Source organism: Variovorax sp. E3 (genome assembly GCF_016082275.1).
In the GTDB taxonomy this organism is placed as follows: Bacteria; Pseudomonadota; Gammaproteobacteria; order Burkholderiales; family Burkholderiaceae_C; genus Variovorax.
Window position 1 is genome coordinate 1 of the sequence record NZ_MOWM01000123.1, and the last position, 24,238, is coordinate 24,238.

General features: G+C 69.5%; 25 protein-coding genes and 3 pseudogenes. 17 read left to right on the forward strand and 11 right to left on the reverse strand.

The window, feature by feature from the left end; all coding sequences use genetic code 11:
• The 8 genes and pseudogenes from BMG07_RS30030 to BMG07_RS30065 all read left to right on the forward strand — a co-directional run.
• A partial coding sequence (locus BMG07_RS30030) for a glycine zipper 2TM domain-containing protein (RefSeq protein ID WP_198087601.1) occupies positions 1–347 on the forward strand: 347 nt, incomplete at its 5' end.
• A gap of 156 nt (positions 348–503) precedes the next feature.
• Complete coding sequence (locus BMG07_RS30035) at positions 504–1,418, forward strand: dihydrodipicolinate synthase family protein (RefSeq protein WP_198087602.1); 915 nt, start codon at positions 504–506, stop codon at positions 1,416–1,418.
• A gap of 52 nt (positions 1,419–1,470) precedes the next feature.
• Positions 1,471–2,604, forward strand: coding sequence for a branched-chain amino acid ABC transporter substrate-binding protein (locus tag BMG07_RS30040; protein WP_198087603.1), 1,134 nt, complete (start codon positions 1,471–1,473; stop codon positions 2,602–2,604).
• A gap of 19 nt (positions 2,605–2,623) precedes the next feature.
• Positions 2,624–3,558, forward strand: a pseudogene (locus BMG07_RS30045) (4-hydroxyproline epimerase).
• A gap of 11 nt (positions 3,559–3,569) precedes the next feature.
• Complete coding sequence (locus BMG07_RS30050) at positions 3,570–4,673, forward strand: FAD-binding oxidoreductase (RefSeq protein ID WP_198087604.1); 1,104 nt, start codon at positions 3,570–3,572, stop codon at positions 4,671–4,673.
• Positions 4,670–4,918, forward strand: coding sequence for a (2Fe-2S)-binding protein (locus tag BMG07_RS30055; protein WP_198087605.1), 249 nt, complete (start codon positions 4,670–4,672; stop codon positions 4,916–4,918). Before BMG07_RS30050 ends, BMG07_RS30055 begins: the two co-directional genes overlap by 4 nt.
• Positions 4,915–6,203: pseudogene (locus BMG07_RS30060) on the forward strand (FAD-dependent oxidoreductase). Before BMG07_RS30055 ends, BMG07_RS30060 begins: the two are co-directional and overlap by 4 nt.
• Positions 6,200–6,894, forward strand: a pseudogene (locus tag BMG07_RS30065) (GntR family transcriptional regulator). Before BMG07_RS30060 ends, BMG07_RS30065 begins: the two co-directional pseudogenes overlap by 4 nt.
• A gap of 7 nt (positions 6,895–6,901) precedes the next feature.
• Here BMG07_RS30065 and BMG07_RS30070 read toward each other — a convergent pair.
• Positions 6,902–7,123, reverse strand: a complete 222-nt coding sequence (locus tag BMG07_RS30070) for a 4-oxalocrotonate tautomerase family protein (RefSeq protein ID WP_198087606.1) — start codon at positions 7,121–7,123, stop codon at positions 6,902–6,904.
• A 111-nt stretch (positions 7,124–7,234) separates the two neighbouring features.
• Here BMG07_RS30070 and BMG07_RS30075 point away from each other — a divergent pair, with 111 nt between their 5' ends.
• Positions 7,235–8,167, forward strand: coding sequence for a fatty acid desaturase family protein (locus tag BMG07_RS30075; protein ID WP_198087607.1), 933 nt, complete (start codon positions 7,235–7,237; stop codon positions 8,165–8,167).
• Here the strand turns inward: BMG07_RS30075 and BMG07_RS30080 are convergent.
• Entirely contained in the window at positions 8,164–9,195 is a 1,032-nt protein-coding gene (locus BMG07_RS30080; RefSeq protein WP_198087608.1) for an AraC family transcriptional regulator, read from the reverse strand. The two genes, BMG07_RS30075 and BMG07_RS30080, sit on opposite strands and share 4 nt — an antisense overlap.
• A gap of 201 nt (positions 9,196–9,396) precedes the next feature.
• On the opposite strand from BMG07_RS30080, the gene BMG07_RS30085 reads away from it, so the two are divergent.
• The 5 genes from BMG07_RS30085 to BMG07_RS30105 all read left to right on the forward strand — a co-directional run bounded on the left by BMG07_RS30085 (position 9,397) and on the right by BMG07_RS30105 (position 14,736).
• Complete coding sequence (locus BMG07_RS30085; RefSeq protein WP_198087609.1) at positions 9,397–10,245, forward strand: TauD/TfdA family dioxygenase; 849 nt, start codon at positions 9,397–9,399, stop codon at positions 10,243–10,245.
• Positions 10,246–10,304: 59 nt separating this feature from the next.
• Complete coding sequence (locus BMG07_RS30090) at positions 10,305–11,363, forward strand: 3-keto-5-aminohexanoate cleavage protein (RefSeq protein WP_198087610.1); 1,059 nt, start codon at positions 10,305–10,307, stop codon at positions 11,361–11,363.
• A 23-nt stretch (positions 11,364–11,386) separates the two neighbouring features.
• Complete coding sequence (locus BMG07_RS30095; RefSeq protein WP_198087611.1) at positions 11,387–12,370, forward strand: tripartite tricarboxylate transporter substrate binding protein; 984 nt, start codon at positions 11,387–11,389, stop codon at positions 12,368–12,370.
• A 41-nt stretch (positions 12,371–12,411) separates the two neighbouring features.
• Positions 12,412–13,395, forward strand: a complete 984-nt coding sequence (locus tag BMG07_RS30100) for a quinone oxidoreductase (RefSeq protein ID WP_198087612.1) — start codon at positions 12,412–12,414, stop codon at positions 13,393–13,395.
• Positions 13,396–13,500: 105 nt separating this feature from the next.
• Positions 13,501–14,736 carry a porin gene (locus tag BMG07_RS30105; protein WP_198087613.1) on the forward strand — a complete coding sequence of 412 codons (1,236 nt, stop codon included), beginning with the start codon at positions 13,501–13,503 and terminating at the stop codon, positions 14,734–14,736.
• 24 nt (positions 14,737–14,760) lie between these two features.
• On the opposite strand, the gene BMG07_RS30110 is transcribed toward BMG07_RS30105, so the two are convergent.
• Complete coding sequence (locus BMG07_RS30110; protein ID WP_198087614.1) at positions 14,761–15,648, reverse strand: EamA family transporter; 888 nt, start codon at positions 15,646–15,648, stop codon at positions 14,761–14,763.
• Between the two features lie 91 nt (positions 15,649–15,739).
• On the opposite strand from BMG07_RS30110, the gene BMG07_RS30115 reads away from it, so the two are divergent.
• Positions 15,740–16,627, forward strand: a complete 888-nt coding sequence (locus tag BMG07_RS30115) for a LysR family transcriptional regulator (protein WP_198087615.1) — start codon at positions 15,740–15,742, stop codon at positions 16,625–16,627.
• On the opposite strand, the gene BMG07_RS30120 is transcribed toward BMG07_RS30115, so the two are convergent.
• From BMG07_RS30120 to BMG07_RS30135, 4 genes are all read right to left on the reverse strand, one after another.
• Positions 16,564–17,781 (reverse strand): acyltransferase family protein, encoded by a 1,218-nt coding sequence (locus BMG07_RS30120; RefSeq protein ID WP_198087616.1) that lies wholly within the window; start codon positions 17,779–17,781, stop codon positions 16,564–16,566. The two genes, BMG07_RS30115 and BMG07_RS30120, sit on opposite strands and share 64 nt — an antisense overlap.
• Positions 17,782–17,814: 33 nt before the next feature.
• Positions 17,815–18,852: a TipAS antibiotic-recognition domain-containing protein gene (locus BMG07_RS30125; RefSeq protein ID WP_198087617.1), complete on the reverse strand. Its 1,038-nt coding sequence runs from the start codon at positions 18,850–18,852 to the stop codon at positions 17,815–17,817.
• Between the two features lie 25 nt (positions 18,853–18,877).
• Complete coding sequence (locus BMG07_RS30130) at positions 18,878–19,198, reverse strand: hypothetical protein (RefSeq protein ID WP_198087618.1); 321 nt, start codon at positions 19,196–19,198, stop codon at positions 18,878–18,880.
• A 90-nt stretch (positions 19,199–19,288) separates the two neighbouring features.
• Positions 19,289–19,459, reverse strand: a complete 171-nt coding sequence (locus BMG07_RS30135; RefSeq protein ID WP_198087619.1) for a hypothetical protein — start codon at positions 19,457–19,459, stop codon at positions 19,289–19,291.
• 59 nt (positions 19,460–19,518) lie between these two features.
• Between BMG07_RS30135 and BMG07_RS43115 the strand changes: the two genes are divergently transcribed.
• Together BMG07_RS43115 and BMG07_RS43120 are read left to right on the forward strand one after the other, a co-directional pair.
• A complete protein-coding gene (locus tag BMG07_RS43115) occupies positions 19,519–20,313 on the forward strand; it encodes an MATE family efflux transporter (RefSeq protein ID WP_269759551.1) in 795 nt (264 codons plus the stop codon).
• A gap of 127 nt (positions 20,314–20,440) precedes the next feature.
• Positions 20,441–21,025 carry an MATE family efflux transporter gene (locus BMG07_RS43120; RefSeq protein ID WP_269759553.1) on the forward strand — a complete coding sequence of 195 codons (585 nt, stop codon included), beginning with the start codon at positions 20,441–20,443 and terminating at the stop codon, positions 21,023–21,025.
• Here BMG07_RS43120 and dbpA read toward each other — a convergent pair.
• From dbpA to BMG07_RS30160, 4 genes are all read right to left on the reverse strand, one after another.
• On the reverse strand, positions 20,991–22,430 hold the full coding sequence (gene dbpA, locus BMG07_RS30145) for an ATP-dependent RNA helicase DbpA (RefSeq protein ID WP_198087620.1): 1,440 nt from the start codon (positions 22,428–22,430) through the stop codon (positions 20,991–20,993). The genes BMG07_RS43120 and dbpA overlap by 35 nt on opposite strands.
• An 87-nt stretch (positions 22,431–22,517) precedes the next feature.
• Positions 22,518–22,790, reverse strand: a complete 273-nt coding sequence (infA, locus tag BMG07_RS30150; RefSeq protein WP_015867950.1) for a translation initiation factor IF-1 — start codon at positions 22,788–22,790, stop codon at positions 22,518–22,520.
• Between the two features lie 58 nt (positions 22,791–22,848).
• Positions 22,849–23,097 carry a hypothetical protein gene (locus BMG07_RS30155; protein ID WP_198087622.1) on the reverse strand — a complete coding sequence of 83 codons (249 nt, stop codon included), beginning with the start codon at positions 23,095–23,097 and terminating at the stop codon, positions 22,849–22,851.
• Positions 23,098–23,475: 378 nt separating this feature from the next.
• The coding region (locus tag BMG07_RS30160) for an MFS transporter (protein ID WP_198087621.1) at positions 23,476–24,238 on the reverse strand (763 nt) is incomplete at its 5' end.

Consider the following 24,238-nt stretch of genomic DNA (forward strand, 5'->3'; position numbering starts at 1 on the left):
CGCCGCCCTGCGCGGTCTGCGGCCAGGTCGAATCCGTTCGTCCGGTGCAGCGCGCCCAGCGCACCACCGGCGTGGGCGCGGTCGCGGGCGGCGTGGTGGGCGGCCTCGTCGGCAACCAGTTCGGGCACGGCAACGGCCGCACCGCGACCACCGTGCTTGGCGCGGTCGGCGGCGGCTTCGCGGGCAATGCCATCGAGAAGCACGTGCGCACGGTCACGGTGTACGAAGTCGGCGTGCGCATGCAGAACGGCTCGCTGCGCACGGTCGAGACCAAGACCGCGCCGCCGATCGGCAAGCCCGTCACGCTCAAGGGCGGCGTGCTGCGCCCGGCCAACGGGCACAAGTAGCCCGCCGGCGCTCCCCTCGCTCCCCTCCTCTTCCTCGCGATATCACACAAGCTCCACGCGTGGAAGAGCGCTTGCCCCACGGATATCTTGACGATATATCCTTAATATATTTAAAGTGCGGCGCTTCCACACCGCACATCCACAAGGAGCGATCAAGTGAGCAATCCCCGCTGGCAAGGCATCTTCCCCGCCGTCACCACCAAGTTCCACGCCGACGAGCGCATCGACGCCGAAGGCACGGCCCGGCACATCGACTTCCAGATCCGCAACGGCATCCACGGCCTCGTCACCTGCGGCTCGCTCGGTGAAGCCAGCACGCTGTCGCTCGAAGAAAAGCTGCAGGTCGCGAAGATCGCGCTCGAGGCGGCCGACGGCCGCATCCCCGTGCTGGCCAACGTGTCGGAGACCAGCACGCGCGAGGCGCTGCGCTACGTCGAGGGCGCCAACAAGCTCGGCGTGGCCGGCTTCATGGTCATGCCTTCGGTGATCTACGTGGCCGACGCGCGCGAGGCCATGCTCAACGTGCGCACCATCGCCAACGCGGCGCAGAAACCCATCATGGTCTACAACAACCCGGTGGCCTACCGCGTCGACCTGAAGCCGCAGCACATGGTCGAGCTGGCCGACTGCGAATGGATCGCGGCCATCAAGGAAAGCACCGACGACATCCGCCGCATCACCGACCTGCGCAACACCGTGGGCGATCGCTACCAGCTGTTCCTGGGCGTGGACGACCTCGCCTACGAAGGCCTGGCGCTCGGCTGCGACGGCCTGCTGGCCGGCGTGGGCTGCGCGTTCCCGCGCGAGACCGTGGCGCTGTACGACCTCATGAAGGCCGGCCAGTTCGCCGAGGCGCTGAAGCTCTACCAGTGGATGACGCCGATGCTGCACCTGGACGTGTCGACCAAGCTCGTGCAGAACCTCAAGCTCATCGACGTGCTGGTGGGCGTGGGCACCGAGCACATGCGCCGTCCGCGCCTGCCGCTCATCGGCGCCGAGCGCGAGTTCATCGAAGGCATCGTGAAGAAGGCGCTCGCGACGCGGCCTGTTCAATACCAGTCGGTCATGTAATAACCGCGGCTCACCGCGTTTTTTCATCGTCCCCAAACCAGTAGGAAGAAGCATGAAGACAAAAGCAAGCATGGTTTCGTTTCTCGGCCTCGTGGCCCTTGCCGTTGCAGGCCAGGTGCATGCGCAGGAGCAGGTGGTCAAGATCGGTCACAGCGGACCGCTGTCGGGCCCCAATGCCTTCGCGGGCAAGGACAATGAAAACGGGGTGCGCCTGGCCGTGGAGGAGCTCAATGCGAAGAAGCTCAACGTCGGCGGCAAGACGCTGAAGTTCGAGCTGGTGTCCGAAGACGACCAGTGCGACGCCAAGACCGGCGTGAGCGTGGCGCAGAAGTTCGTGGACGACGGCGTGAAGTTCGTCATGGGCCCGTACTGCTCGGGCGTGGCCATTCCGGCCTCGCGCATCTACAGCGACGGCGGCGTGCTGCTGTCGACCGTGGGCACCAACCCCAAGGTCACGCAGGGCGGCTACAAGAACCTCTACCGCATCATCGCGAGCGACAACCAGATCGGCGGCGCCATGGCGGTCTACGCGGCCAAGGTGCTCAAGGTCAAGAAGGTCGGCGTGATCGACGACCGCACCGCCTTCGGCCAGGGCCTGGCGGAAGAGTTCACCAAGGAAGCGAAGACGCAGGGCCTCACCGTGGTGGGCCAGGAGTTCACGACCGACAAGGCCGTCGACTTCACCGCCATCCTCACCAACATGAAGGCCAAGGCGCCCGAGGCCATCTTCTTCGGCGGCTATGCGCCGCAGGCCGCGCCCATGGCGCGCCAGATGAAGCAGCTCGCCGTGCCCGGCAAGCTGCTGGGCGGCGACACCGTGTGCAGCCCCGCCACCGGCAAGCTCGGCGGCGACGCCGTGAACGACCTGGTGTTCTGCGCGCAGGGCGGCTCCATCCTCGAGAAGGCGCAAAGCGGCCCGGCGTTCAAGGAGAAGTTCAAGAAGCGCTTCAACGTCGATGCCGACGCGTACGCCGCTTCGTACTACGACCAGGTCATGTTCATCGGCGAGTCGATGAAGAAGGCCAACTCCATCGACCCTGACAAGGTGGGCGCCGAACTCTACAAGACCACCTACAAGGGCGTGGCCGCCACCTACGCCTACGACGACAAGGGCAACATGAAGCAGGCGCCCATCACGGTGTTCACCTTCAAGAACGCCGCGCCCGTGCCGCTGGCCAGCTACTGATCGAGCGGGAAGGCGCCACATGCATCGCATCCAGGTCATCGACTCGCACACGGGCGGCGAGCCCACGCGCCTTGTGATCGGCGGGTTTCCCGATCTGGGCGGCGGCAGCATGGCGCAGCGCCGCGCGCTGCTGGCCGAGCGCCACGACAAATGGCGCGCGGCCGCCGTGCTGGAGCCGCGCGGCAGCGACGTGGTGGTGGGCGCGCTGCTGTGCGCGCCCGTGTCGCCCGACGCGGCCGCGGGCGTGATCTTCTTCAACAACGCGGGCTACCTGGGCATGTGCGGGCACGGCACCATCGGGTTGGTCGCGAGCCTGGCGCACATGGGGCGCATCGGCGTGGGCGAGCACAGGATCGAGACGCCCGTGGGCACGGTCACGACCACGCTGCACGCAGACGGCTCGGTGAGCGTGCGCAACGTGCCGGCGTACCGGCATCTGCGCCAGGTGGCGGTCGAGCTGCCGGGCCACGGCACCGTGCGCGGCGACGTGGCCTGGGGCGGCAACTGGTTCTTCCTGGTGAGCGAACATGGCCAGCGCGTGGCGAGCGACAACCTCGCGGCGCTGACCGACTACACCGCTGCGCTGCGCAAGGCGCTGGCCGCGCAGGGCATCACCGGCGCCGAGGGCGCGGAGATCGACCACATCGAACTCTTCGCAAGCGACGACCAGGGCGCCGACAGCCGCAACTTCGTGCTGTGCCCCGGCAACGCCTACGACCGCTCGCCCTGCGGCACCGGCACCAGCGCCAAGATCGCCTGCCTCGCGGCCGACGGCAAGCTCGCGCCGGGCGCGTGTGGACGCAGGCCAGCGTGATCGGCAGCCGCTTCGAGGCCAGCTACGCCATGGACGGCGACCAGATCATTCCCACGCTGCGCGGCCGTGCGCACATCAGCGCCGAGGCCACGCTGCTGATCGACGACGAAGACCCGTTCGGCTGGGGCATTCGCCTCTGACACCGGGCGGCATGGACGCGGACGTCATCGTCATCGGCGCCGGCATCGTCGGCGCGGCTTGCGCGCATGCGCTCGCGCAAGCGGGACGGAAAGTGCTGGTGCTCGATGCGCGCTTGGGCGGCGCTACCGGCGCGGGCATGGGCCACCTCGTGGTGATGGACGACAACGCGGCCGAACTCGAACTGAGCCGCCGCTCGGTCGCGCAATGGCGCGCGCTGGCGCCGCGCATGAGCGAAGACTGTGCGTACAGCGCATGCGGCACACTGTGGATCGCGGCGAATGACGAAGAGATGGCGGAGGCCGAGCGCAAGCAGCAGCGTTTGCATGCGCACGGCATCGACAGCCGGTTGCTGACGGCGAGCGAACTGGCCAGCGCCGAGCCCGCCTTGCGCAAAGGCCTCGCGGGTGCGCTCGAAGTGCCGGGCGACGGCATCCTCTACGCGCCGAACGCGGCGCGCTGGCTGCTCGCGCAGGCCACCGCTTCGGTGCGCGTCGAGCACGCGAAGGTCGAAGCCATCGAAGCCGACGGCACGCTGCGGCTTGCCGATGGCAGCCGCCGCAGCGCGCCGCAGATCGTGCTGGCCAACGGCATCCAGGCCACGACGCTGTGCCCCGAACTGCCGATCCGCCCGAAGAAGGGCCATCTGCTGATCACCGATCGCTATCCGGGCACGGTGCACCACCAACTCGTCGAACTCGGCTACGTGACCAGCGCGCATCACAGCGACGGCGATTCGGTCGCGTTCAACGTGCAGCCGCGCCCCACGGGGCAACTGCTGGTCGGCTCGTCGCGCCAGTTCGACACGACAGACCCCGCGGTCGAGGCGCCGATGCTCGCACGCATGCTCCAGCGCACGCTCGACTATCTGCCGGGGCTCGCGAGCCTCAATGCGGTGCGCTCGTGGACCGGCATGCGCGCCGCGTCGCCCGATGGCCTGCCGCTGCTGGGCAAGCATCCGTGGCGCGACAAGCTCTGGCTTGCGGTCGGGCATGAAGGCCTCGGCGTGACGACCGCGCCGGGCAGCGCGCACCTGCTCGCGGCGCTGATGACCGGCGCCACGCCCGATTTCGACGCGACCCCCTACGCGCCGCGTGGCCTGCGGGAGACGGCATGAGCGTCCACACCCTGCTGCACATCGACGGCCACCTGGTGCGCGTGAAGGCGGGCAGCTCGGTGGCTGCCGCGTTGCGCGTGGCCGGTGGCATGGGCGCGGCGCGCACGTCGGTCACGGGCGAGCGGCGCGCGCCGTTCTGCGGCATGGGCGTGTGCCAGGAATGCCGCGTGCTGGTCGACGGCCGGCGCCGGCTTGCCTGCCAGACGGTGTGTGCTGAAGGCATGCGCGTGGAGACGCTGGAATGACGGGCATCGCCTCGGACAGTTGCGACGTGCTGATCGTCGGCGCGGGCCCTGCCGGCATGGCAGCGGCCGTGGCGGCGGCGCCGGGCGGCGCGTCGATCGTCGTCATCGACGACAACCCCGCGCCCGGTGGACAGATCTGGCGCGATGGTCCCGGTGCGGCGTTGCCCCCGGCGGCGCGCAAATGGCGCGATGCGCTCGAGCGCCACGCGAACATCCGCGTGCGCAGCGGCACGCGCACCGTCGCTGTTCCGGCCCCCAACGAGCTGCTGCTCGAAGACGCCGAAGGCGCGACGCGGATGCGGTGGCGCAAGCTCATTCTCTGCACCGGCGCGCGCGAACTGCTCCTGCCCTTTCCGGGCTGGACGCTGCCCGGTGTGACGGGCGCGGGCGGCCTGCAGGCGCTCATCAAGGCGGGCATGCCGGTCGAGGGCGAGCGCATCGTCATCGCGGGCAGCGGGCCCTTGCTGCTTGCTGCCGCCGCAACGGCACGCGCGGCGGGTGCCAAGGTGCTGCGCATTGCCGAGCAGGCGTCGTTCGCCTCGATCGCGCGATTCGGCGCGAGCCTGGCGCGCTGGCCGGGCAAGGCCGCGCAGGCCGTGACGCTGGCCGATGCGCAGTACCGCACGTCGTCGCGCATCGTCTCGGCGCAAGGCACGTCGCAGGTCGAATCGGCGCGGCTTCGGCAAGACAAACGCGAGGTCGACATCGCGTGCGAGCGCATCGCCTGCGGCTTCGGCCTCACGCCGAACACGCAGCTCGGGCAGATGCTCGGTTGCGCGCTCACCGCATCGGGCGGCGGCGCGCAGGCCCTGGCCGTCGATGCGCTGCAAGCCACCAGCGTCCAAGGCATCTACGCCGCCGGCGAATGCACGGGCTTCGGCGGCAGCGAACGCGCGCTCGCACAGGCGCCATCGCCGGCCATGCCGCCGTCGGCAACGAACGTGAAGCCAAAGCCCACGACGGCGAGCGCGCCCGCTGGAACGCCTTCGCCGCCCAGTTGCACCGCAGCTTCGCGCTGGCCGACGACATCAAGCGCATGCCGCGGCCCGACACCCTCGTCTGCCGCTGCGAAGACGTGCCCTTCTCCGCACTGGCGGGCTGCACCGGCTGGACCGACGCCAAGCTGCACCGCCGCTGCGGCATGGGCGCCTGCCAGGGGCGCGTCTGCGGCGACGCCGCGCAATTTCTCTTCGGATGGACGCCGCCCGTGCCGCGCTCGCCGCTGTCGCCGGTCCGCATCGCGACACTGGCCGGCCTTGCGCCCGGCGAGGACGCCCGACAATGACGGCGCATCCGAAGAACAGAACCATGGCCCCGCCGAAGACCGTTTCCCGCCCCCCGCCCAAGCGCCGCGCCGCCGACGTGGCCTATGACGCCATCGAGACGCTGCTGTCCACCATGCAGCTCGAGCCGGGCAGCCAGATCGCCGAGGCCGACCTGGCCGAGCGCACGGGGCTCGGCCGCACGCCGGTGCGCGAGGCGCTGATGCGCATGGTGTCGATCGGGCTCATCGTGCAGCAGCCGCGCCGGGGTTTGCTGGTGTCGACCATCGACCTGGCGGACCACCTCGACGTGATCCAGACGCGGCGCGTGCTCGAGCGGCTGATCGCGGCGTGCTCGGCGCGGCGCGCCACCGCGCAGCAGCGCAAGGCCATCGTGCATTGCGCCGAGACGATGGTCGAGGCTGCGGGCCGGGGCGACCTCAATGACTACATGCAGGCCGACCGCGCGCTCGACCTCGTCAACCACCAGGCGAGCCACAACGACTCGGCGGTGAAGGCGGTGGTGCCGCTCATCGTGCAGTGCCGGCGCTTCTGGTACGCCTACCAGCACGAAGGCGAGATCGTCGAAGGCGCCAACGCGCACCTCGAACTGGCGCAGGGCATCGCGACGGGCGACGAGGCGGCGGCCATCGCGGGCGCGACCGGCTGATGGACTACCTCGAAGTCTTCGCGCGCAAGATCATCGACAAGTAGCGCCGACCTACCCGTTCGCGGCGCGCCGGCGCTGCCGCAGCATCGTGGCGCTCTCGCCGCCCTGGCCCCAGTTGTCGGGGTCGATCTCGTCGATCAGCACGGTCACGTCTTCGGGCCGCTTGCCCAGCACGTCCTGCATCAGCCTGGTGGCGCCGGCGATCAATGCGGCCTTTTGTTCGCGCGTGGCGGGTTGCTCGCGGCGCGCGAGGCGGATGGTGACGAGGGGCATGGCCGGGTTCCTCTGCGGGTTGTGGTGCGTTGTGGCTGCGCGATTCTGCCAAGCCTGCCCATCGGGGAATTCCGCGTGCCACGGCCCGCGCGCCGGCGCATACTGAAACGCATGGCCGCCGCTCCCCGTGCCCAACCCGAAGACTTCTTCACCACCGAAGAGTGGCAGTCGCTCACCACGCGTTCGTCGTGGAAGGGGCTGTGGCTGGTGCTGCATTGCTGGGGCGTGATCGGCGCGGCAATGCTCGCGGGCATCGTGTGGCCGTGGACCATTCCGTTCATGGTGCCGGTCGTCGGCACGCGGCAGCTGGGGCTCTTCATCCTCATGCACGACGCGGCGCATGCGGGGCTGCACCGCAACCGCAAGGTCAACGACTGGGTCGGCTACTGGCTGTGCTCGTCGACGCTGCGCGACTACCGCCCCTATCACCTGCAGCACCACCGCTTCGTGCAGCAGACCGAAGACCCGGACCTGGTGCTGTCGGCGCCCTTCCCCATCACGCGGGAATCGATGTGGCGCAAGGTGGTGCGCGACCTGAGCGGGCAGACTTTCTACAAGCAGCGCTTCGGGCATATCGCCGAGGGCATCCGCAAGCGGGCACCGGGCGAGTCGGCCTTCAAGGCGTTCGGCCGCGAGCTCGCGAAAGACAGGCGCTTCTTCATCGCCAACGGCCTGGGCTTGCTGGCCTTCGCGCTCGCGGGCTATTGGTGGGCGTGGCTGCTGATGTGGCTGCTGCCGATGGCCACGTGGCTGCCGCTCGTGAGCCGCGTGCGCAACATCGCCGAGCATGCGCTGGTCGCGCAGAACGAGGCCGACCCGCTCAGGCAGGCGCGCACCACGCACGCCGGCTGGCTGGAGCGCGTGCTGGTGGCGCCCTACTGGGTCAACTACCACTGCGAGCACCACATGTTCACCAACCTGCCGTGCTGGGCGCTGCCGAAGGCGCACCGGCTGCTGCGGCGGCAGGGTGCGACCACGCGGATGGAAGTGCAGCCGGGCTACCTGAGCCTGCTGAGGCGCGCCACCTCCGCGCTTGCCGCCTAGGCCCGGCCCTTTCGGGCGCGTGGCTGCCGTGCCTCCACGGCCGGGCGGCTGCGCCACGATTCCGGCGAACAGCCGAATTGGGCGCTGAACCACCGGGTGAACGCGCTGTGCGTGCTGTAGCCCAGCATGGCGGCCACCTCGCCCAGGCTGTAGCGGCTGTTGGCCACGTAGCGGCGGGCGAGTTCCTGCCGGACATCGTTGAGCAACTGCCTGAACGTCAGCTTGTGCGCGTCGAGTTCGCGCTGCAGCGTGCGCATGCTCGTCCCGAGTCCCTGCGCGACGCCCTTGCACGTGGCATGCCCCGTCGGCAGCATGAGGTAGATGGCCTTGCGCACTTCCTGGTCGATGGAGCGCTGGCGCCCGTCGGGGGCCTGCGCAATGATCTTCCGCGCGTATTCGGCCAGCACCGGGTCCGCGCGCGGATTGGGCACGTCCAGGTCCGCCGCCCGGCACACCAGCCCGTTGAAAGCGGCATCGAACTCGATGCGGCATTTGAAGAATCGGCGGTGGAAAGCCTCGCTGGCCGGCGGCTCGTGGGTGAAGCTCACGCCCGCGGGCTGCCACCGATCCCCGAGCAGTGCCTCGCACATCCGGTAGAGCACGCCGATCGCCAGTTCGATGGACTGCCGCGCGTCCACGGACACGGTCAGCTCTTCGCGCAGGATGACAAGGTGGCCCGCGTCCTCGACCTGGATCGCCAGCCTTTCGTTCAGCAGGTGCAGGTGCCGGATCAGCGTGAGCAGCACCTGCCGCAGCGTCGGCTGGTGCATGAGCAGCAGGCTGACCATGCCGAAGTTCGACAACTGGCGCCGCGCGGCGATGCGCAGGCCGAAGGATTCGCACTTCGTCTCGCGCGCCGCATCCTCGAGCAGCCGCGCCACGCGGTCGGCTTCCACGAGCTGGTCCGGCTGCCGGAGCAACTGTGCGCGCAGGCCCGCCCTGCGCAACGCCGCGCCGGCGTCGCAGCCGAGTTCCTGCGCCACCTCCGGGAAGTTCGTCAGCGCTGCCGCGCGCACCAAAGCCGTCATGGCCGAGCCTTTCTGGGTGCGGTCGATTCTGGCATCAAATGCAAAACGAATGGCACCGAATGCAAAGCGCCGCGGGGCACGCACTTCTACAGTTCCTCCCATGCACTGCCCACGAACAAAGGGCAGGCAAGAGAAAAAAACGCCACGACGAGACCCCTTGCGGACCCGGCCGCAGCTTGTCGAACCCCATGGAGACAAGACATGCGGATCGAACCGTTGACATGCGTTCTCGGCGCCCAGCTCAGTGGCGTCAGCCTGGCCGATGCGGCGCGGGACGACGACCTGTTCGCCGAGATCAAGGCGCTGCTGCTGCGCCACAAGGTCCTGTTCCTGCGCGACCAGGACATCAGCCGGGCGCAGCACGTGGCGTTCGCGCGGCGCTTCGGCGAGCTGGAGGACCATCCCGTCGCCGGCAGCGACCCGGAGCACCCGGGCCTGGTGCGCATCTACAAGACGCCGGATGCCCCCAACGACCGCTACGAGAACAGCTGGCACACCGACGCCACCTGGCGCGAGGCGCCGCCGATGGGCTGCGTGCTGCGCTGCATCGAGTGCCCGCCGGTGGGCGGCGACACGATGTGGGCCAACATGGCCGCGGCCTACGAGCGGCTGCCCGAGGACGTCAAGGCGCTGATCGCTCCGCTGCGCGCGCGCCACAGCATCGAATGCACCTTCGGCGCGGCCATGCCCATCGAGAAGCGCCTCGCGCTCAGGGCCCGGTACCCGGACGCGGAGCACCCCGTGGTGCGCACGCATCCCGAGACCGGCGAGCGGGTGCTGTTCGTCAACGGGTTCACCACGCACTTCACCAACTTCCATACGCCCGCCAACGTGCGCTGTGGCCAGGACTTCACGCAGGGCGCCTCGTCGCTGCTGCAGTACCTGATCGGCCAGGCCGCCATTCCCGAGTACCAGGTGCGCTGGCGGTGGCAGCCCAACAGCGTGGCGATCTGGGACAACCGCGCCACGCAGCACTACGCCGTGATGGACTACCCGCCCTGCCACCGCAAGATGGAACGCGCCGGCATCGTCGGCACGCCGACCTTCTGATCCGCTGTCCTTCTTTCCCCCGCCCGCCTCTCTGATCTGCACTTCCCACGGAGCTCCCGATGAACTTTCTCGACGGTCACCTGTTCCCCGAAAACCAGCAGCCGCTGATCATCACCGCCGCCCCCTACGCGCCGTCCTGGCTGCCCTCTGACTTCCCGGGCGAGATCCCGGTCACCATGGAAGCGCAGATCCAGAAGGCGGTGGACTGCTACAACGCCGGCGCCACCGTGCTGCACCTGCATGTGCGCGAACTCGACGGCAAGGGCAGCAAGCGCCTGTCGAAGTTCAACGAGCTGATCGCCGGCGTGCGCCGCGCGGTGCCGCAGATGATCATCCAGGTCGGCGGCTCGATCAGCTTCGCGCCGGAGTCCGAAGGCGCGGCCGCCAAGTGGCTGTCCGACGACACGCGCCACATGCTGGCCGAGCTGGAGCCCACGCCCGACCAGGTGACGGTGACGATCAACACCTCGCAGATGAACATCCTGGAGCAGTTCGACATGCGCGACATCCGCGGCACCTCGATGGAAGACCCGGTGGTCTTCAACGCCTACAAGGAGATGACCGTGCCCGCGCAGCCGGGCTGGGCCGAGGAGCACATCCGCCGCCTGACCCGGGCCGGGATCCAGAGCGCCTTCCAGTGCTACAACATCAACAGCTTCGAGTCGGTCGAGCGGCTGATGCGCCGCGGCATCTATAAGGGCCCGCTGGTGATGAACTGGGTGGCCATCGGCGGCGGCATGGACGCGCCGAACATCTACAACCTCGCCAACTTCGTGCGCGCGGTGCCCGACGGCGCGGTGCTCACGGTGGAGAGCTCGGTGCTCAACGTGCTGCCCGTGAACATGATGGGCATCGCCATGGGCCTGCACGTGCGCTGCGGCACCGAGGACAACCTGTGGAACCAGTCGCGCACGGCCAAGATCGGTGCCGTGGCGCAGATCGAGCAGCTCGTGCGCATCTCGCGCGAGTTCGGCCGGCCGATCGCGACGGCGCAGCAGGCGCGCGAGATCTCCAAGATCGGCGTCTTCTACGACACGACGGAAGAGTCGCTGCTGGCCAACGGCTTCGCGCCCAATCGCAATGGTGCCCAGCAGGGCTTTCTGCGCAAGGCGGCCTGAGCCGCCGCCGCACTGGAGCTGCCATGACGCGTGTCTTCCGTCTTCCCTTGCGCATCGCCGCCGTGCTCGCCGCCGCCGCCTTGGCGCTGGCCTCGCCATGGGCGTCCGCCTACACCGACAAGCCGGTGAAGATGATCGTCCCGGCCCCGCCGGGCGGCACCATCGACGTGCTCGCGCGCATCGTGAGCGACCAGCTCTCGCGCGACATCGGCCAGGCGGTGATCGTGGAGAACAGGCCGGGCGCCGGCGGGGCCATCGCCGTCAAGTACCTGCTGTCCCAGCCGGCCGACGGCCAGACGCTGATGATGACCGCCAGCAACGTGCTCACCGAGGTGCCGCATGTGCTCAAGGGCGGCTTCGATCCGCTGAAGGACGTGAAGCCCGTCGCGCTGATGGCGCGTTCGTCGATGCTCTTCATCGCCTCGCCGCAATTTCCCGCCAAGGATGCGAGGGAGGCGATCGCCTACGTGAAGGCGCATCCGGGCCAGGTGGCCTATGCGTCGTACAGCGCGGGCACCGCGTCGCAGTACGCCGGCGCCATCCTGAACAAGGCCGCGGGGCTGGACATGCAGCATGTCCCGTTCCCCGGCTCCGCCCCCGCGCTGGCGCAGGTGATGGGTGGGCAGGTTCCGCTGATGTTCGACGGCGCGGTCACTTCCAAGCCGCTGATCGTGGCGGGCAAGGTGCGCCTCCTGGCCGTGGCGGCCCCGGCCCGCCTGCCGGAGTTTCCCGGCGTTCCCACGCTCGCCGAACTGGGCTATCCGGCCGTGAGCTTCAGCAACTGGACCGGCGTGATCGCCTCGTCGCGGATGCCTGCCGCGCTGGCCGAGAAGATCCATGCGGTGCTGCAGAAGATCGCGGCCAATCCGGCGGTGCGCGCGAACGTGAGCAGCGCGGGCTTCGAGCCGATGAACGAGCGCACCCTTTCCCAGGCGAGCGGCGATCTGCGGGAGGAGTTCGACCGCAACGCCGGGATCGTCAGGAACTACGACATCAAGCTCGACTGAGCCGGCGTCCCGCGCCCCGAACGAGAACCAGGAGACATGCAATGACCCAGGCCATCCGCTTGCACGAGACCGGCGGCCCCGAAGTCCTGAGGCTGGAGGACGTCGAGGTCGGCGACCCCGGCCCGGGCCAGGCGCGCGTGCGCCACAGCCTGATCGCCGTCAACTTCATCGACATCTACTTTCGCACCGGCCGCTACCCGCTTGCATTGCACGACGGCGTGGGGTCGGGGCTGGGCTCCGACGCGGTGGGCGTGGTCGAGGCCGTGGGGCCGGGCGTCACCGGCATCCGCGTGGGCGACCGCGTGGGCTATCTCCTCGGGCCGCAAGGCGCCTACGCGCAGGTGCGCGTGATGCCCGCGGACGTGCTCATCCCGTTGCCTGACGGCATCTCCGATCGCACCGCCGCCACGCTGATGATGAAAGGCATGACGGCGCAGTACCTGTTCCGCCAGGTCTATCCGCTGAAGGGGGGCGAAACCATCCTGTATCACGCGGCCGCCGGCGGCGTGGGCCTGATCGCCTGCCAGTGGGCCCGCGCCCTGGGCGTGACGATGATCGGCACGGTCAGCACCGACGAGAAGGCCGCGCTCGCCCGGGCCAACGGCTGCGCGCACACCATCGTGAGTTCGCGCGAGAACATCGCGCAACGCGTGCGCGAGATCACCGAAGGCAAGGGCGTGCCCGTGGTCTACGACTCGGTGGGCAAGGACACGCTGGAGGCCTCGCTCGATTGCCTGCAGCCGCGCGGCACGCTGGTGAGCAACGGGACTTCCTCGGGCTCGGTGGTGATCGATTCGCAGCTGCTGGCCGCCAAGGGCTCGATCTGGCTCACGCGGCCGGCGATGGTGCACTACATCCACCCGCGCCCCCACATGCTGGACATGGCGCGGGAGCTGTTCGACCACGTGCTGGCCGGACGCATCGTGAGCGAGCCGCAGCAGAGCTTCGCGCTTGCCGACGCGGCCGAGGCGCATCGCGCGCTCGAAGGGCGCAAGACCATCGGCGCCACCGTGCTCGTGCCCTGACCTTCCGGTGCTTGCCGCCGCATGCGCGCGCATCCGGGCGAGCCGGAGGGGCCGATGCGGGCGCTCGCCCGCCGACCGATCGATCGATGTGAGGAGAACCTGTCCATGAAGAACCTGATGCTGGGACTCTCTGTGCTCGCCGCTGCCGGCACCGCCGCGGCGCAGTCGTCCGTCACGGTGTTCGGCGTCGTCGACGCCGGCGTCAGCCACTACAGCACCAGGAGCCGATCCTGGGGCTTGGCGTTGCCGCGGCAGGTGACGCAGAGCCAGACGGCGCTGTCGCCTTCCGGCTACGCGTCCAGCCGGCTGGGCTTTCGCGGCACCGAGGATCTGGGCGGCGGTCTGGCGGCCGGCTTCTGGCTGGAAGCACCGCTGTCCAACGACGTGGGCGGCGGCATCGGAAACTTCGGCCGCCGCTCCACGCTCAGCCTTTCGGGGCCCTTCGGCGAACTGCGCCTGGGGCGTGACTACACCACCTCGTTCTGGAACGACGGCGTGTTCGACCCCTTCTCCGTCAACGGCGTGGGCACCAACCTGATCGCCGTGGTCAACAGCAACCTGGCGGCCTCGCGGGCGCTGGCTACCGGGGGGCTGCTCAACGGCGCGTTGTCGGCCGGTACCGACAGCTACCTGCGCACCAGCAACGCCGTCAGCTACTTCCTGCCGCCGGGGCTCGGCGGCTTCTACGGACAGGTGCAGTACGCCTTCCATGAGAACGTGAAGCTCGACAACGCGCCCGACAGCCCATCGGGACGCGGGCGCTTCGCCGGCGCCCGCGCGGGATGGGCGAGCGGCCCGGCCGACGTGGCGCTCGGCTACGGCGAGAGCACGCTGCTCAGCGGCGCTTCCGGCGGCGAGAAGATCAAGAGCCTGAACCTCGGCGCTTCCTACGATTTCGGGGCGCTGAAGGTCTTCGGCGAATGGTCGCGCGTGCGTGATGCGCGCGATGCGCGCGACGGCGCGGCGCCCTTCGGTGCGCGGTCGAGCGACCGCTACGACGGCTTCGTCGCCGGCGTGAACATGCCGGTGGGCGCGGGGCTCGTCCGCGCATCGTTCGCGCGCGTGAACTTCAGGAACGGCAACGGCCTGCCGGACAGCGGTGCCTCGGTCGACAAGCTGGCGCTGGGCTACGTGCACAACCTGTCGAAGCGCACCGCGCTGTACGCGACGGTGGCGCGCATCGGCATCCGCAACGGACACAACAATCCGACGGTGATGGGCGTCACCCCGTTGGTGTTGAGCCTGCCGGCCATCTTCCCGCAGGCGGCCTACGTCACCACCGGCGGCATGGAGCCGCGCGGCGCCATGGGCTACGACTTCGGCATACGGCACGCCTTCTGAGCGTGCGGCTGTGCGAGACAGGCCCTAGCGCATGGCCTGCGCGGGCCGCACCACCGGCTGCGCACCGCGCTGCGCATGCTGGCTGAGCCAGATGCTCGCGATCACGATGCCGATGCCCACCACCTGCCACGCCGAGAGGCTCTGCCCCAGCAGCGCCCACCCGAGGATCACCGCCGTCACGGGGCTCAGGAAGGCCAGCGGCGCGATCGCCGAGGGCTCCAGCCGGGCCACGCCGCGGAACCACACGATGTAGGTCAGCGCGGCGCCCACGAGGCCGAGCCAGCCGAAGCCGATCCAGTTGTGCAGCGTGAGCGCGGGCAGCGGCGGCTCCAGCAGCAGCGCCACCGGCAGCAGCAGCAGGCCGCCGGCCGTGAGCTGCCACGCCGTGAAGGTCAGTGCCGACACCGGCGGCTGCCAGCGGCGGCTCAGCACCGTGCCGAAGGCCATCGACACGGCGGCCGCAACGGCCGCGGCAATGCCGACGGCATCCAGCGCCGCGTTGGGCGTGAGCACCAGCAGCGCCACCCCGCCCATGCCGACCACCGCCGCCGCGACCGACAGCGCGCGTACCGGCGAACCCAAGAAGGCGCTCGCCAGGAACACTACCAGCAGCGGCTGCACCGAGGTGATGGTGGCCGCCACGCCGCCCGGCAGCCGGTACGCCGCCAGGAACAGCATCGCCCACAGCATCGAGAAGTTCAGCCCGCCGAGCACGAAGATGCGGCCCCACCATGCGCGCTCGGGCAGCTTGCGCACGATCAGCAGCAACAGCAGGCCGGCCGGCAGCGCGCGCAGCAGCGCCACCGTGAGGGGGTAGTCGGGCGGCAGCAGTTCGGTCGTGACGATGTAGGTGCTGCCCCAGATCGCGGGCGCTGACGCGGTCAGGAGGACGTCGGTGGTGCGGCTTGTCATGGGTCGAATCTATTGAATTGACCGTGGGTTGTGAATGCCCGAATAATGAATTGATTCTTTACTGTCGGTAGTCAATCCGGGTCGATCCAGCATGGACCATCTCACGGCCCTCAAGGTCTTTCGCACCGCCGCCGCCACGGGCAGCTTCGCCGGCGCCGCCCGGCAGATGGGGCTGTCGGCCGCGGCCGTCAGCAAGAACATCGCCGAGCTGGAGACGCACCTCAAAGTGCGGCTCATCAACCGCACCACGCGCCAGATGAGCCTGACCGAAGCGGGCGCGGCGTACCACGAGCGCCTGTCGCGCATCCTCGACGAACTCACCGAGGCCGACGCCGCGCTCGCGCCCATGGGCAGCAGCCCCGGCGGCGTGCTGCGCGTGAGCGCGCCGCTGACCTTTGCGCTCACCTCGCTGTCGCCCGCCATTCCCGAGTTCATGGCCCGCTACCCGAACCTGCGGCTCGAGCTGAACCTGCAGGACAGCCGCTCCGACATCATCGGCGAGGGCTACGACCTGGCCATTCGCGGCAGCGATCGGCTGGAGGACTCGAGCCTCGTCGCGCGCCAGCTCATGACCATGGACCACGTGCTGTGCGGCGCGCCCGGCTACTTCGCCGCCTTCGGCCGCCCCGTGCAGCCCGAGGACCTGAAGGCGCACGAGTGCGTGCAGTTCACGCTGTCGGGCCATGCGAACAAATGGACCTTCAACCGCGCCGGCCGCAGCGTGGCCGTGGCCATCGACGGGCGCTACAAGGTCAGCTCCAGCATCGCCGTGCGCGACGCGCTGCTCGCGGGCTTCGGCCTGAGCCTGGTTCCGCGCATCTACGTCGAGAACGAACTGGCGGCGGGCCGGCTGCAAGCCGTGCTCGAAGACTGGGAGGCCGACCGGACGCCGGTGTACGCGGTGTACCCCTCGCGTCACTTGGCGGCCAAGACGCGGGCCTTCGTCGACTTCCTGGTGGAGCGGTTCTCGGGCCGCTGACCGTTCAGCAACCGGCCGATGGGCGTGCGGCGCACCAGCAGCTCATAGCTCGCGAGCGCGACCAGCGAGGTGGCCGCAACGTTCAGCCCCATCTTCGCGACCGCGCCGAGCGGCGCATTGAACAGCAGGATGCCGAAGCCGACAGTGCCCAGCATGTGCACCAGGTACACCCAGTACGAACTCCGCGACAGATAGGCCAGCACGGCGTTCTGGCGCGGCAGGTAGCGCACGAAGCCGCCGATCAGCGCCAGGCTCCAGAGCCATGCAGTCACGTTGTAGGCGAAGGCGATCCAGAACTCGGGGTGCGGCAGGTGGTGCGTGCCGCCGGTGCGGGCGGCGCCCAGCAGCGCCACCGTGGCGATGAAGAACGCGAGCCCGGCCACGGCGTAGCCCTTGCAGCGCGCGGCAAAGCGCGCGAGCAGCCGCTCGTGCTGCCCGTGCACGTACCAGCCGGCCACGAAGAACAGGCCGCTTTGCACCCACTCGGCAAACGGCGGCAGGAACGAGCCGCTTTCCGTGACCATGCCCGACGGATAGAACATGCCGACGACCGCCAGCGGCAACGCGAGCACCACGAAGCCCCAGCGCCTTTCGAGCAGCGCCGTGAAGCCGCGCGCGATCATCTCGCGCAGCCGTGCCGACACGAACCGCCGCAGCCGCATGCCGGCCCACGCCATCACGCTGAACCAGAACAGCTGGTAGAGAAACCACAGGTGCAGGGTGTTGAACGGCGAGCCGCCGGGCTGGCGCGCGGGCGTCAGCGCGGTGTCGATGCCCGGCACGCCGCGCACGGTGAGGTGGATGTAGACCATCGCCAGCACCGTGGTCGCCACGAACAGCGGCGGCCAGAAGATCGCGAAGGGCAGCGCGAGGCGCAGGCCCCGGTTCTCCAGCATGCCGTCGGCCCCGCGCCGCGCGACCAGCAGCGCCACGAAGAAGCCCGCCAGCACGAAGAACACCGGCATGCGAAAGCTGTGGATGAAGATCAGCAGCAGGTCGGCGACCGGCGAGGTCTTCGGGTCGCGCCAGGGTAGCGGCGAGTTCACGGTCAGGTGGTTGATCGCCACGTGCAGCACGATGCCGAGCCACATCATGAGGGCGCGCAGGTTGTCCAGCGCGTGGAGCCGTTGGGGTGGTGTGTGTGCGTTGTTCATGCGGCCACTGTTGGGCCTCACGCAACGTCAGGGTCAAGCGCGGCCGGCGGCTGGCGGAAGATTTTTCTGGCGCGGCGCGGCGGCCATGGCGCGCAGCAGGTAGTCGCGCACCGCGGGCGTTGCCACGGCCGCGGCCTGCAGTAGCGGTTCTGTCGCCATCGCCTGCATCAGCCGGGCGGCGATGCCGGGGTCGTGGTCGGTGAAGGCGTCGAACAGGCGCGCCCATTCGCGCGCGATGGCTTGCACGGCCTCGTCCTCGGGCGGAACGCCGCGCGCCTGCAAGGCGGCGAGTTCGGCCGCGAGCGCGCGCCATTCGTCTTCGGGCGGCGGGCCCAGCCGGGCCATGTCGCCGGTGCTCAGGTGGCGCAGCAACGCGGCCATGCGCAGGCCGATGGCAATGCCGATGTAGTCGATCAGCGCGGGGGACGGCCCGTCGTCGCGGCGCGCCACGGGTTCGCGGCGGTACATCTCGCCCCAGCGCGTGACGAGGTCGTAGTTGCCGTCCATCCACTGGCCCAGCAGCGTGATCCAGCGCGCGGCCAGCGGCTGCACCTCGGGCGCGTCGGCCGGCACCTGGCGGGCCATGAGCGCGGCCACCTCGGCCACCAGCGGCGGCCAGCGGTCGGCCACGACCTTCCAGTTGGCCATGAGCGAGCGGATCTCGGCGGGGCTGAAGTAGCGCCCGTAGGCGGTCATCTGCTCGAGCGTGGCGAGCCAGTCGTTCAGGTCGGGCTGGGCGCCTTCGGCCAGGCGCTGCTCGAGCAGGCCGAGGCGCTCGCGCAGGGCCGTGGCCTGCGCGATCTGCTGGTCGAGCGAGGCCATCTGGCGCTGGAGGATGGCGGGCAGCGCGCAGCCCTCGCCGCCCAGCAGCCCGCCGATTTCGGCCAGCGGCAGGCCCAGCAGCCGCAGCGCCTGGATGGCGTGCAGGCGCGCGATGTCGGCGGCGTTGTAGAGCCGGTAGCCGGCCTCGGAGCGCGCCGAGGGCGCCAGCAGGCCGATGGCGTCGTAGTGGTGCAGCGTGCGCACCGTGAGGCCGGTGTGCCGGGCGAGTTCTCCGACCTTGAGCAGCACGGGGTCTCGCTCCTGCCTGTCGGGCTCAGTCTGCTTCGGGCGCCGGCTCGGGGCCTTGCCAGCCCAGCAGCTCGGCCAGCCGCTGCACGATCCACGTGGCCTCGGCCACGGACACGCCCGCTTCGGGCGTTGCCAGCCCGGCGTGGATGCGCCGCAGGATCTCGCTTTCGACCGGCACCTCGGTGTGGTGCTGGATCTGCGCGTGGCCCACGAGGTGGTTGGCCAGGTCTTCGCAGATCTCGTAGCGCGCGCGCACCACGCCGATCGGTTCGCTCAGGCGCTGGCGCGCGTCGCTGTAGACCGCGAAGAACGAGGGCGGAATGAAGATCTGGTTGTCGTCGGACATCGCGAGGGGCTCAGGGCCGTCGTCCCAATGACAAAACGCGCCCGGGGGCGCGTTCGTCGTGGCTCCGGGAGGGAGCCAGCGGGGGCTGGATCAGCCGCCCTTCTTGGCGCGCTTGCCAGGGTTCTTCTTGCTGCGCGTGGCGGTGCCGCGCTCGAGGCTGACCTTCTGGCCGCCACCGGACTTGGGCAGGGCGTAGCCGGGCAGCGGCGTCGGCTTCGGGGTGGCAACGCGTTCGGCTTCGGTACGGAATGTCTTGGGCATGAAAAGCTCGGGTAAAAGTAATGTTCGAACCTGCAATTAGGCCACATCGAGGATTTCATATGCCAATAACCGGAACAACGGCCGGCGTCGAGCGTCCGCGCTTCGTTTCGGGCTCGCTGCTGCGCCATGTTTGCGTGATGGCGGGCACGGGTGCCATCGGCCTGATCGCGGTGTTCGCGGTCGACCTGATCAACCTGTTCTACATCTCGCTGCTCGGGGAGAAAGAGACGGCAGCGGCGGTCGGTTTCGCGGGCGTGGTGGGCTTTTTTCATGCGTCGCTGTGCATCGGGCTGACCATCGGCATCGCGGCCGTGGTGTCGCGCACGGTGGGCGCGGGCCGCGCCGAAGACGCGCGCCGCATCGGCACCTCCAGCCTCGTGCTGATGACCGCGCTGTCGGTGGTGGTGGGCACGGGCACGGCCTTTTTCCTGCACCCGGCGCTGCAGGCGCTCGGCGCGCAGGGCGAGACGGCGCGGCTGGCGCAGCGCTACCTGTCGGTGACGGTGCACACGCTGCCGCTCCTGGGCATCGGCATGGCGACGTCGGCGCTGCTGCGTTCGGTGGGCGACGCGCGCCGCTCGATGACGGTCACGCTGGCGGCGGCCTTCGTGACGGCGGTGCTCGACCCGATATTGATCTTCGGCTTCGGCCTGGGGCTCGACGGCGCGGCCATCAGCGCGGTGGTCTCGCGCATGGTGCTGGCGGCCATCGGCCTGCACGGCGTGATGGTGAAGCATCGCATGCTCGGGCGCTTCGATGCGTCGCGGCTGGGCGCCGATGCGCGCGCGCTCGGCACGGTCGCCGGGCCGGCGGTGCTGACCAACCTGGCCACGCCGGTGGGCGCGGCCTCGTGACGCATGCGATCGCGCAGTTCGGCCCGTCGGCGGTGGCGGGCGCGGCCACCATCGACCGGCTCACGCCGGTGGCCTCGGGCTGGTCTACGCGCTCAGCGGCGCGGTCGGGCCGATCCTGGCGCAGAACCTGGGCGCGGGGCAGTACCGGCGCGTGCAGGAAGGGCTGCGCGACAGCCTGCTGTTCATGGTGGCGTCGGTGGCCGTGGCGTGGCTGGTGTTGGCGCTCGGGCAGGGCGTGCTGATTCGCGCGTTCTCGGCCGAGGGGCAGGCGGCCGAATTGATTTCGCTGTTCTGCAGCTGGCTGGCCGCGAGCTTCTTCTTCGCGGGCGGGCTGTTCGTGGCGAACGCGTCGTTCAACAACCTCGGGCATCCGCTGCTGTCGACCGGGTTCAACTGGGGGCGCGCCACGCTGGGCACGATTCCGTTCGCGTGGTGGGGCTCGCACCATGGCGCGGCGGGCGTGCTGATCGGCCAGGCCGTGGGCTCGTCGATCTTCGGCCTGCTGGCCGTGGTGGTGGCGTTCCGGCTGGCCGCGAAGCTGGCGCGGCAGGAGGTTCGGCCCGACGCGGCGCCGGCCCCGGTGCCCGCACCCGTGCTCGACGCGCCGGTGGCGCCGACTTCGGCGCATGCCGAAGCCGCGGCGCTGGCCACGCCGCAGCCCGTGGCTGCCAGTGCCGTTACTGCGACTGCGGCGTCAGCAGCCGCACCTTGACCGACTTGCCCTTGACGCGGCCGCTCGACAGCTTGCGCGCCGCTTCCTCGGCGATGGTGCGGTCGACCGCCACGTACGTCGAGAACTCGTTGACGTTGATCTTGCCGACCTGGTCTTTCGCGTAGCCGCAGTCGCCGGTCAGCGCGCCCAGCACGTCGCCGGCGCGGATCTTTTCCTTGCGCCCGCCCACGATCTGCAGCGTGGCCATCGGCGGCAACAGCGGCGCGCCCTGGCCGGGCGTGAGCTCGGCCAGCTCGTGCCATTCCGACTCGCGGCCCTGCAGCACTTCGATCTTTCCGACGTGGCCCATCTCGTTCATGCTGGCCAGGTTCAGCGCCAGGCCCTCGGCGTCGCCGGCCTGCCCCACGCGGCCGGTGCGGCCCACGCGGTGGATGTGGATTTCGGAGTCGGGCGTCACGTCGACGTTGATCACCGCCTCGAGGTGCGAGATGTCGAGCCCGCGCGCCGCCACGTCGGTGGCCACCAGCACCGAGCAGCTGCGGTTGGCGAACTGCACCAGCACCTGGTCGCGCTCGCGCTGCTCCAGCTCGCCGAACAGCGCCAGCGCGCTGAAGCCCTGCGCCTGCAGCACCTCGACGAGGTCGCGGCACTGCTGCTTGGTGTTGCAGAAGGCCAGCGTGCTGACGGGGCGGAAATGGTCGAGCAGCAGGCTCACGGTGTGCAGCCGCTCGCTGTCCTTCACCTGGTACCAGCGCTGGCGGATCTTGCTGCCTTCGTGCTGTGCCTGCACCGTGATCTGCTGCGGGCTCTTCATGAACTGCTGCGCGAGCTTGGCGATGCCTTCGGGGTACGTGGCCGAGAACAGCAGTGTCTGGCGTTCCTTGGGGCACTGGCGCGCCACCGTCACGATGTCGTCGAAGAAGCCCATGTCCAGCATGCGGTCGGCTTCGTCGAGCACCAGCGTGTTGAGCGCCGACAGGTCGAGGTTGCCGCGTTCCAGGTGGTCCATGATGCGGCCCGGCGTGCCGACCACGATGTGGGCGCCGTGCTCCAGGCTGGCGATCTGCCCGCGCAGGGCCACGCCGCCGCACAGCGTGACGACCTTGACGTTTTCCTCGGCGCGCGCCAGGCGGCGGATTTCGGTCGTGACCTGGTCGGCCAGCTCGCGCGTGGGGCACAGCACCATCGCCTGGATGGCGAAGCGGCGGGCGTTGAGGTTGGCCAGCAGCGCCAGCGCGAAGGCGGCGGTCTTGCCGCTGCCGGTCTTGGCTTGCGCGATCAGGTCCTTGCCCAGCAGCGCCGGCGGCAGCGCTGCCGCCTGGATCGGCGTCATCTGCGTGTAGCCGAGCTGGGTGAGGTTGGCCAGCATCTGGGGCGAGAGCGCCAGCGAGGCAAAGCCGTTGTCGGCCTGGGGGCCGCCGGCTGTGGGATTGGGTGTGGTCATCGTTCAGCAGCCGGAAAGACGCAACAAAACAAAGGCCTTGCCAAGCGCCCTTCACGGGGCGCCGCAAGGCCCTTCGTCAGTCGCGGATCAGCGGCGGGGTGCGTTGTTGTTGCCGGAGTTGGTCGGCGGCGGGCCGCGACGTTCCAGGTGACGGAAGGTGATACGGCCCTTGGTCAGGTCGTAAGGCGAGAGTTCGAGCGACACCTTGTCACCCGCCAGGATGCGGATGTGGTGCTTGCGCATCTTGCCGCCGCTGTAGGCGATCAGCTGGTGACCGTTGTCGAGCGTGACGCGATAGCGCGAGTCGGGCAGGACTTCGGTCACTGCGCCGTTCATTTCGATCAGTTCTTCCTTGGGCATGTGTGATTACCTCTGAATCGTTCGATGTGTGTTGGAGATGGAATCGGGCGTAATTGTTTCAGGCCGCGCACGGGAGCGCGAGGGGCGCGCGTTCGCGCACCCAGCAAAGGCCCTGGTCGACGGCGTAGCGCACCGCGGCGGCGTGGCTGGCAAAGCGCGGCGTGAAACGCATCACGCGGTCGTGCATGCCGCTGCCGTGGCCGGAGCGGATCGAGACGGAAGCGGCGAAATTGCCGTCGTCCTGGTGTCGGATGAGCGGCGAAACAAGGTACTTGCCCACCGCGATACTGTGTTGAATGATGTCCATGAAGCCTTGGCACGGCGCGCAAAAAAAGAGCGCGAAGTGCCTGAAAAATAATTGAAAACGGGCGTGGGCCGGCCGGAACGGCGCGGCGGACGCGCTATTCGCTTCAACAAAAACGAAGGCAGTGGTGGCAATCATGGGCGCCCGGTCTGGCGCTCCAACACACTGTGAAAGCCGGCTTGAGAATGAGAGGCCTGAAGAATCCAAGGACAGTGCAGGTCAGCCGGCGGTATTGACGAAATTCTTCGTCGTGGTATCGAAACGAACCCGACATTATAGCTTGCGGGGCATGACAGTTGCTTGTCTTAAAACAACGAATCCATGAAAAAGGCCCCGAAGGGCCTTTCCAGGAGCATTGCTTGCTATTGAAAAGATAGCTGATCAGCAGTGGACGCAGGCAGCGGCCGGCCCGACCGGAGGCGCATCCGCCATGCGTTCCTTGCGCCCGGCCCGCAACAGCAGCGCCAGTCCCGCCAGTTGCATCGCCGCGCCGGCCCAACCCACCGCGCCCACGCCGAACAGGTCGATCGCCGCGCCGCCCAGCGCCGAGCCCGCCGCAATGCCGAGATACACCGCCGAGGCGTTGAGCGACAGCGTCATCGGCGCGCGCTCCGGCGCCAGCCGGATCAGCCGCACCGCCTGCGCCGGCCCGAAGCCCCAGCCCGCGAAGCCCCACAGCGCCGACAGCCCCACGATCAGCGGCAGCGCCAGCCCGCGCGGCAGCATCTGCGCCGCGAACGACAGGCCGCCCAGGATCAGCACCAGCATCAGCGCGAAGCCCTGCGCCATGCGGTCGGCCCCGAAGCGGTCGGTGGCCCAGCCGCCGGCCGCCGTGCCCACCGCCGCCGCCACGCCGATGGCGAAGAACACGGCGCTCGCGCCATCGGCGCCGAAGCCCAGCGTGCCCGACAGGAACAGCGCGATGTACGTATAGAAGCTGAAGCCTCCCGTGGCCCACAGCATGGTGACCAGCAGCGCCGACCGCACGCCCGGCGCGCGCGCCACCGCGAAGGCCGGTGCCTGCTTCGTGGCGGCGGGTGCCTGGGCCAGCTGGTGCGGCAGCCCGAGGGCGAGGCCCCAGGTGGCCAGCGCCGCCACCGCCGCGATCAGCAGGTAGGCCGTGCGCCAGCCGCCCCAGCCCGCG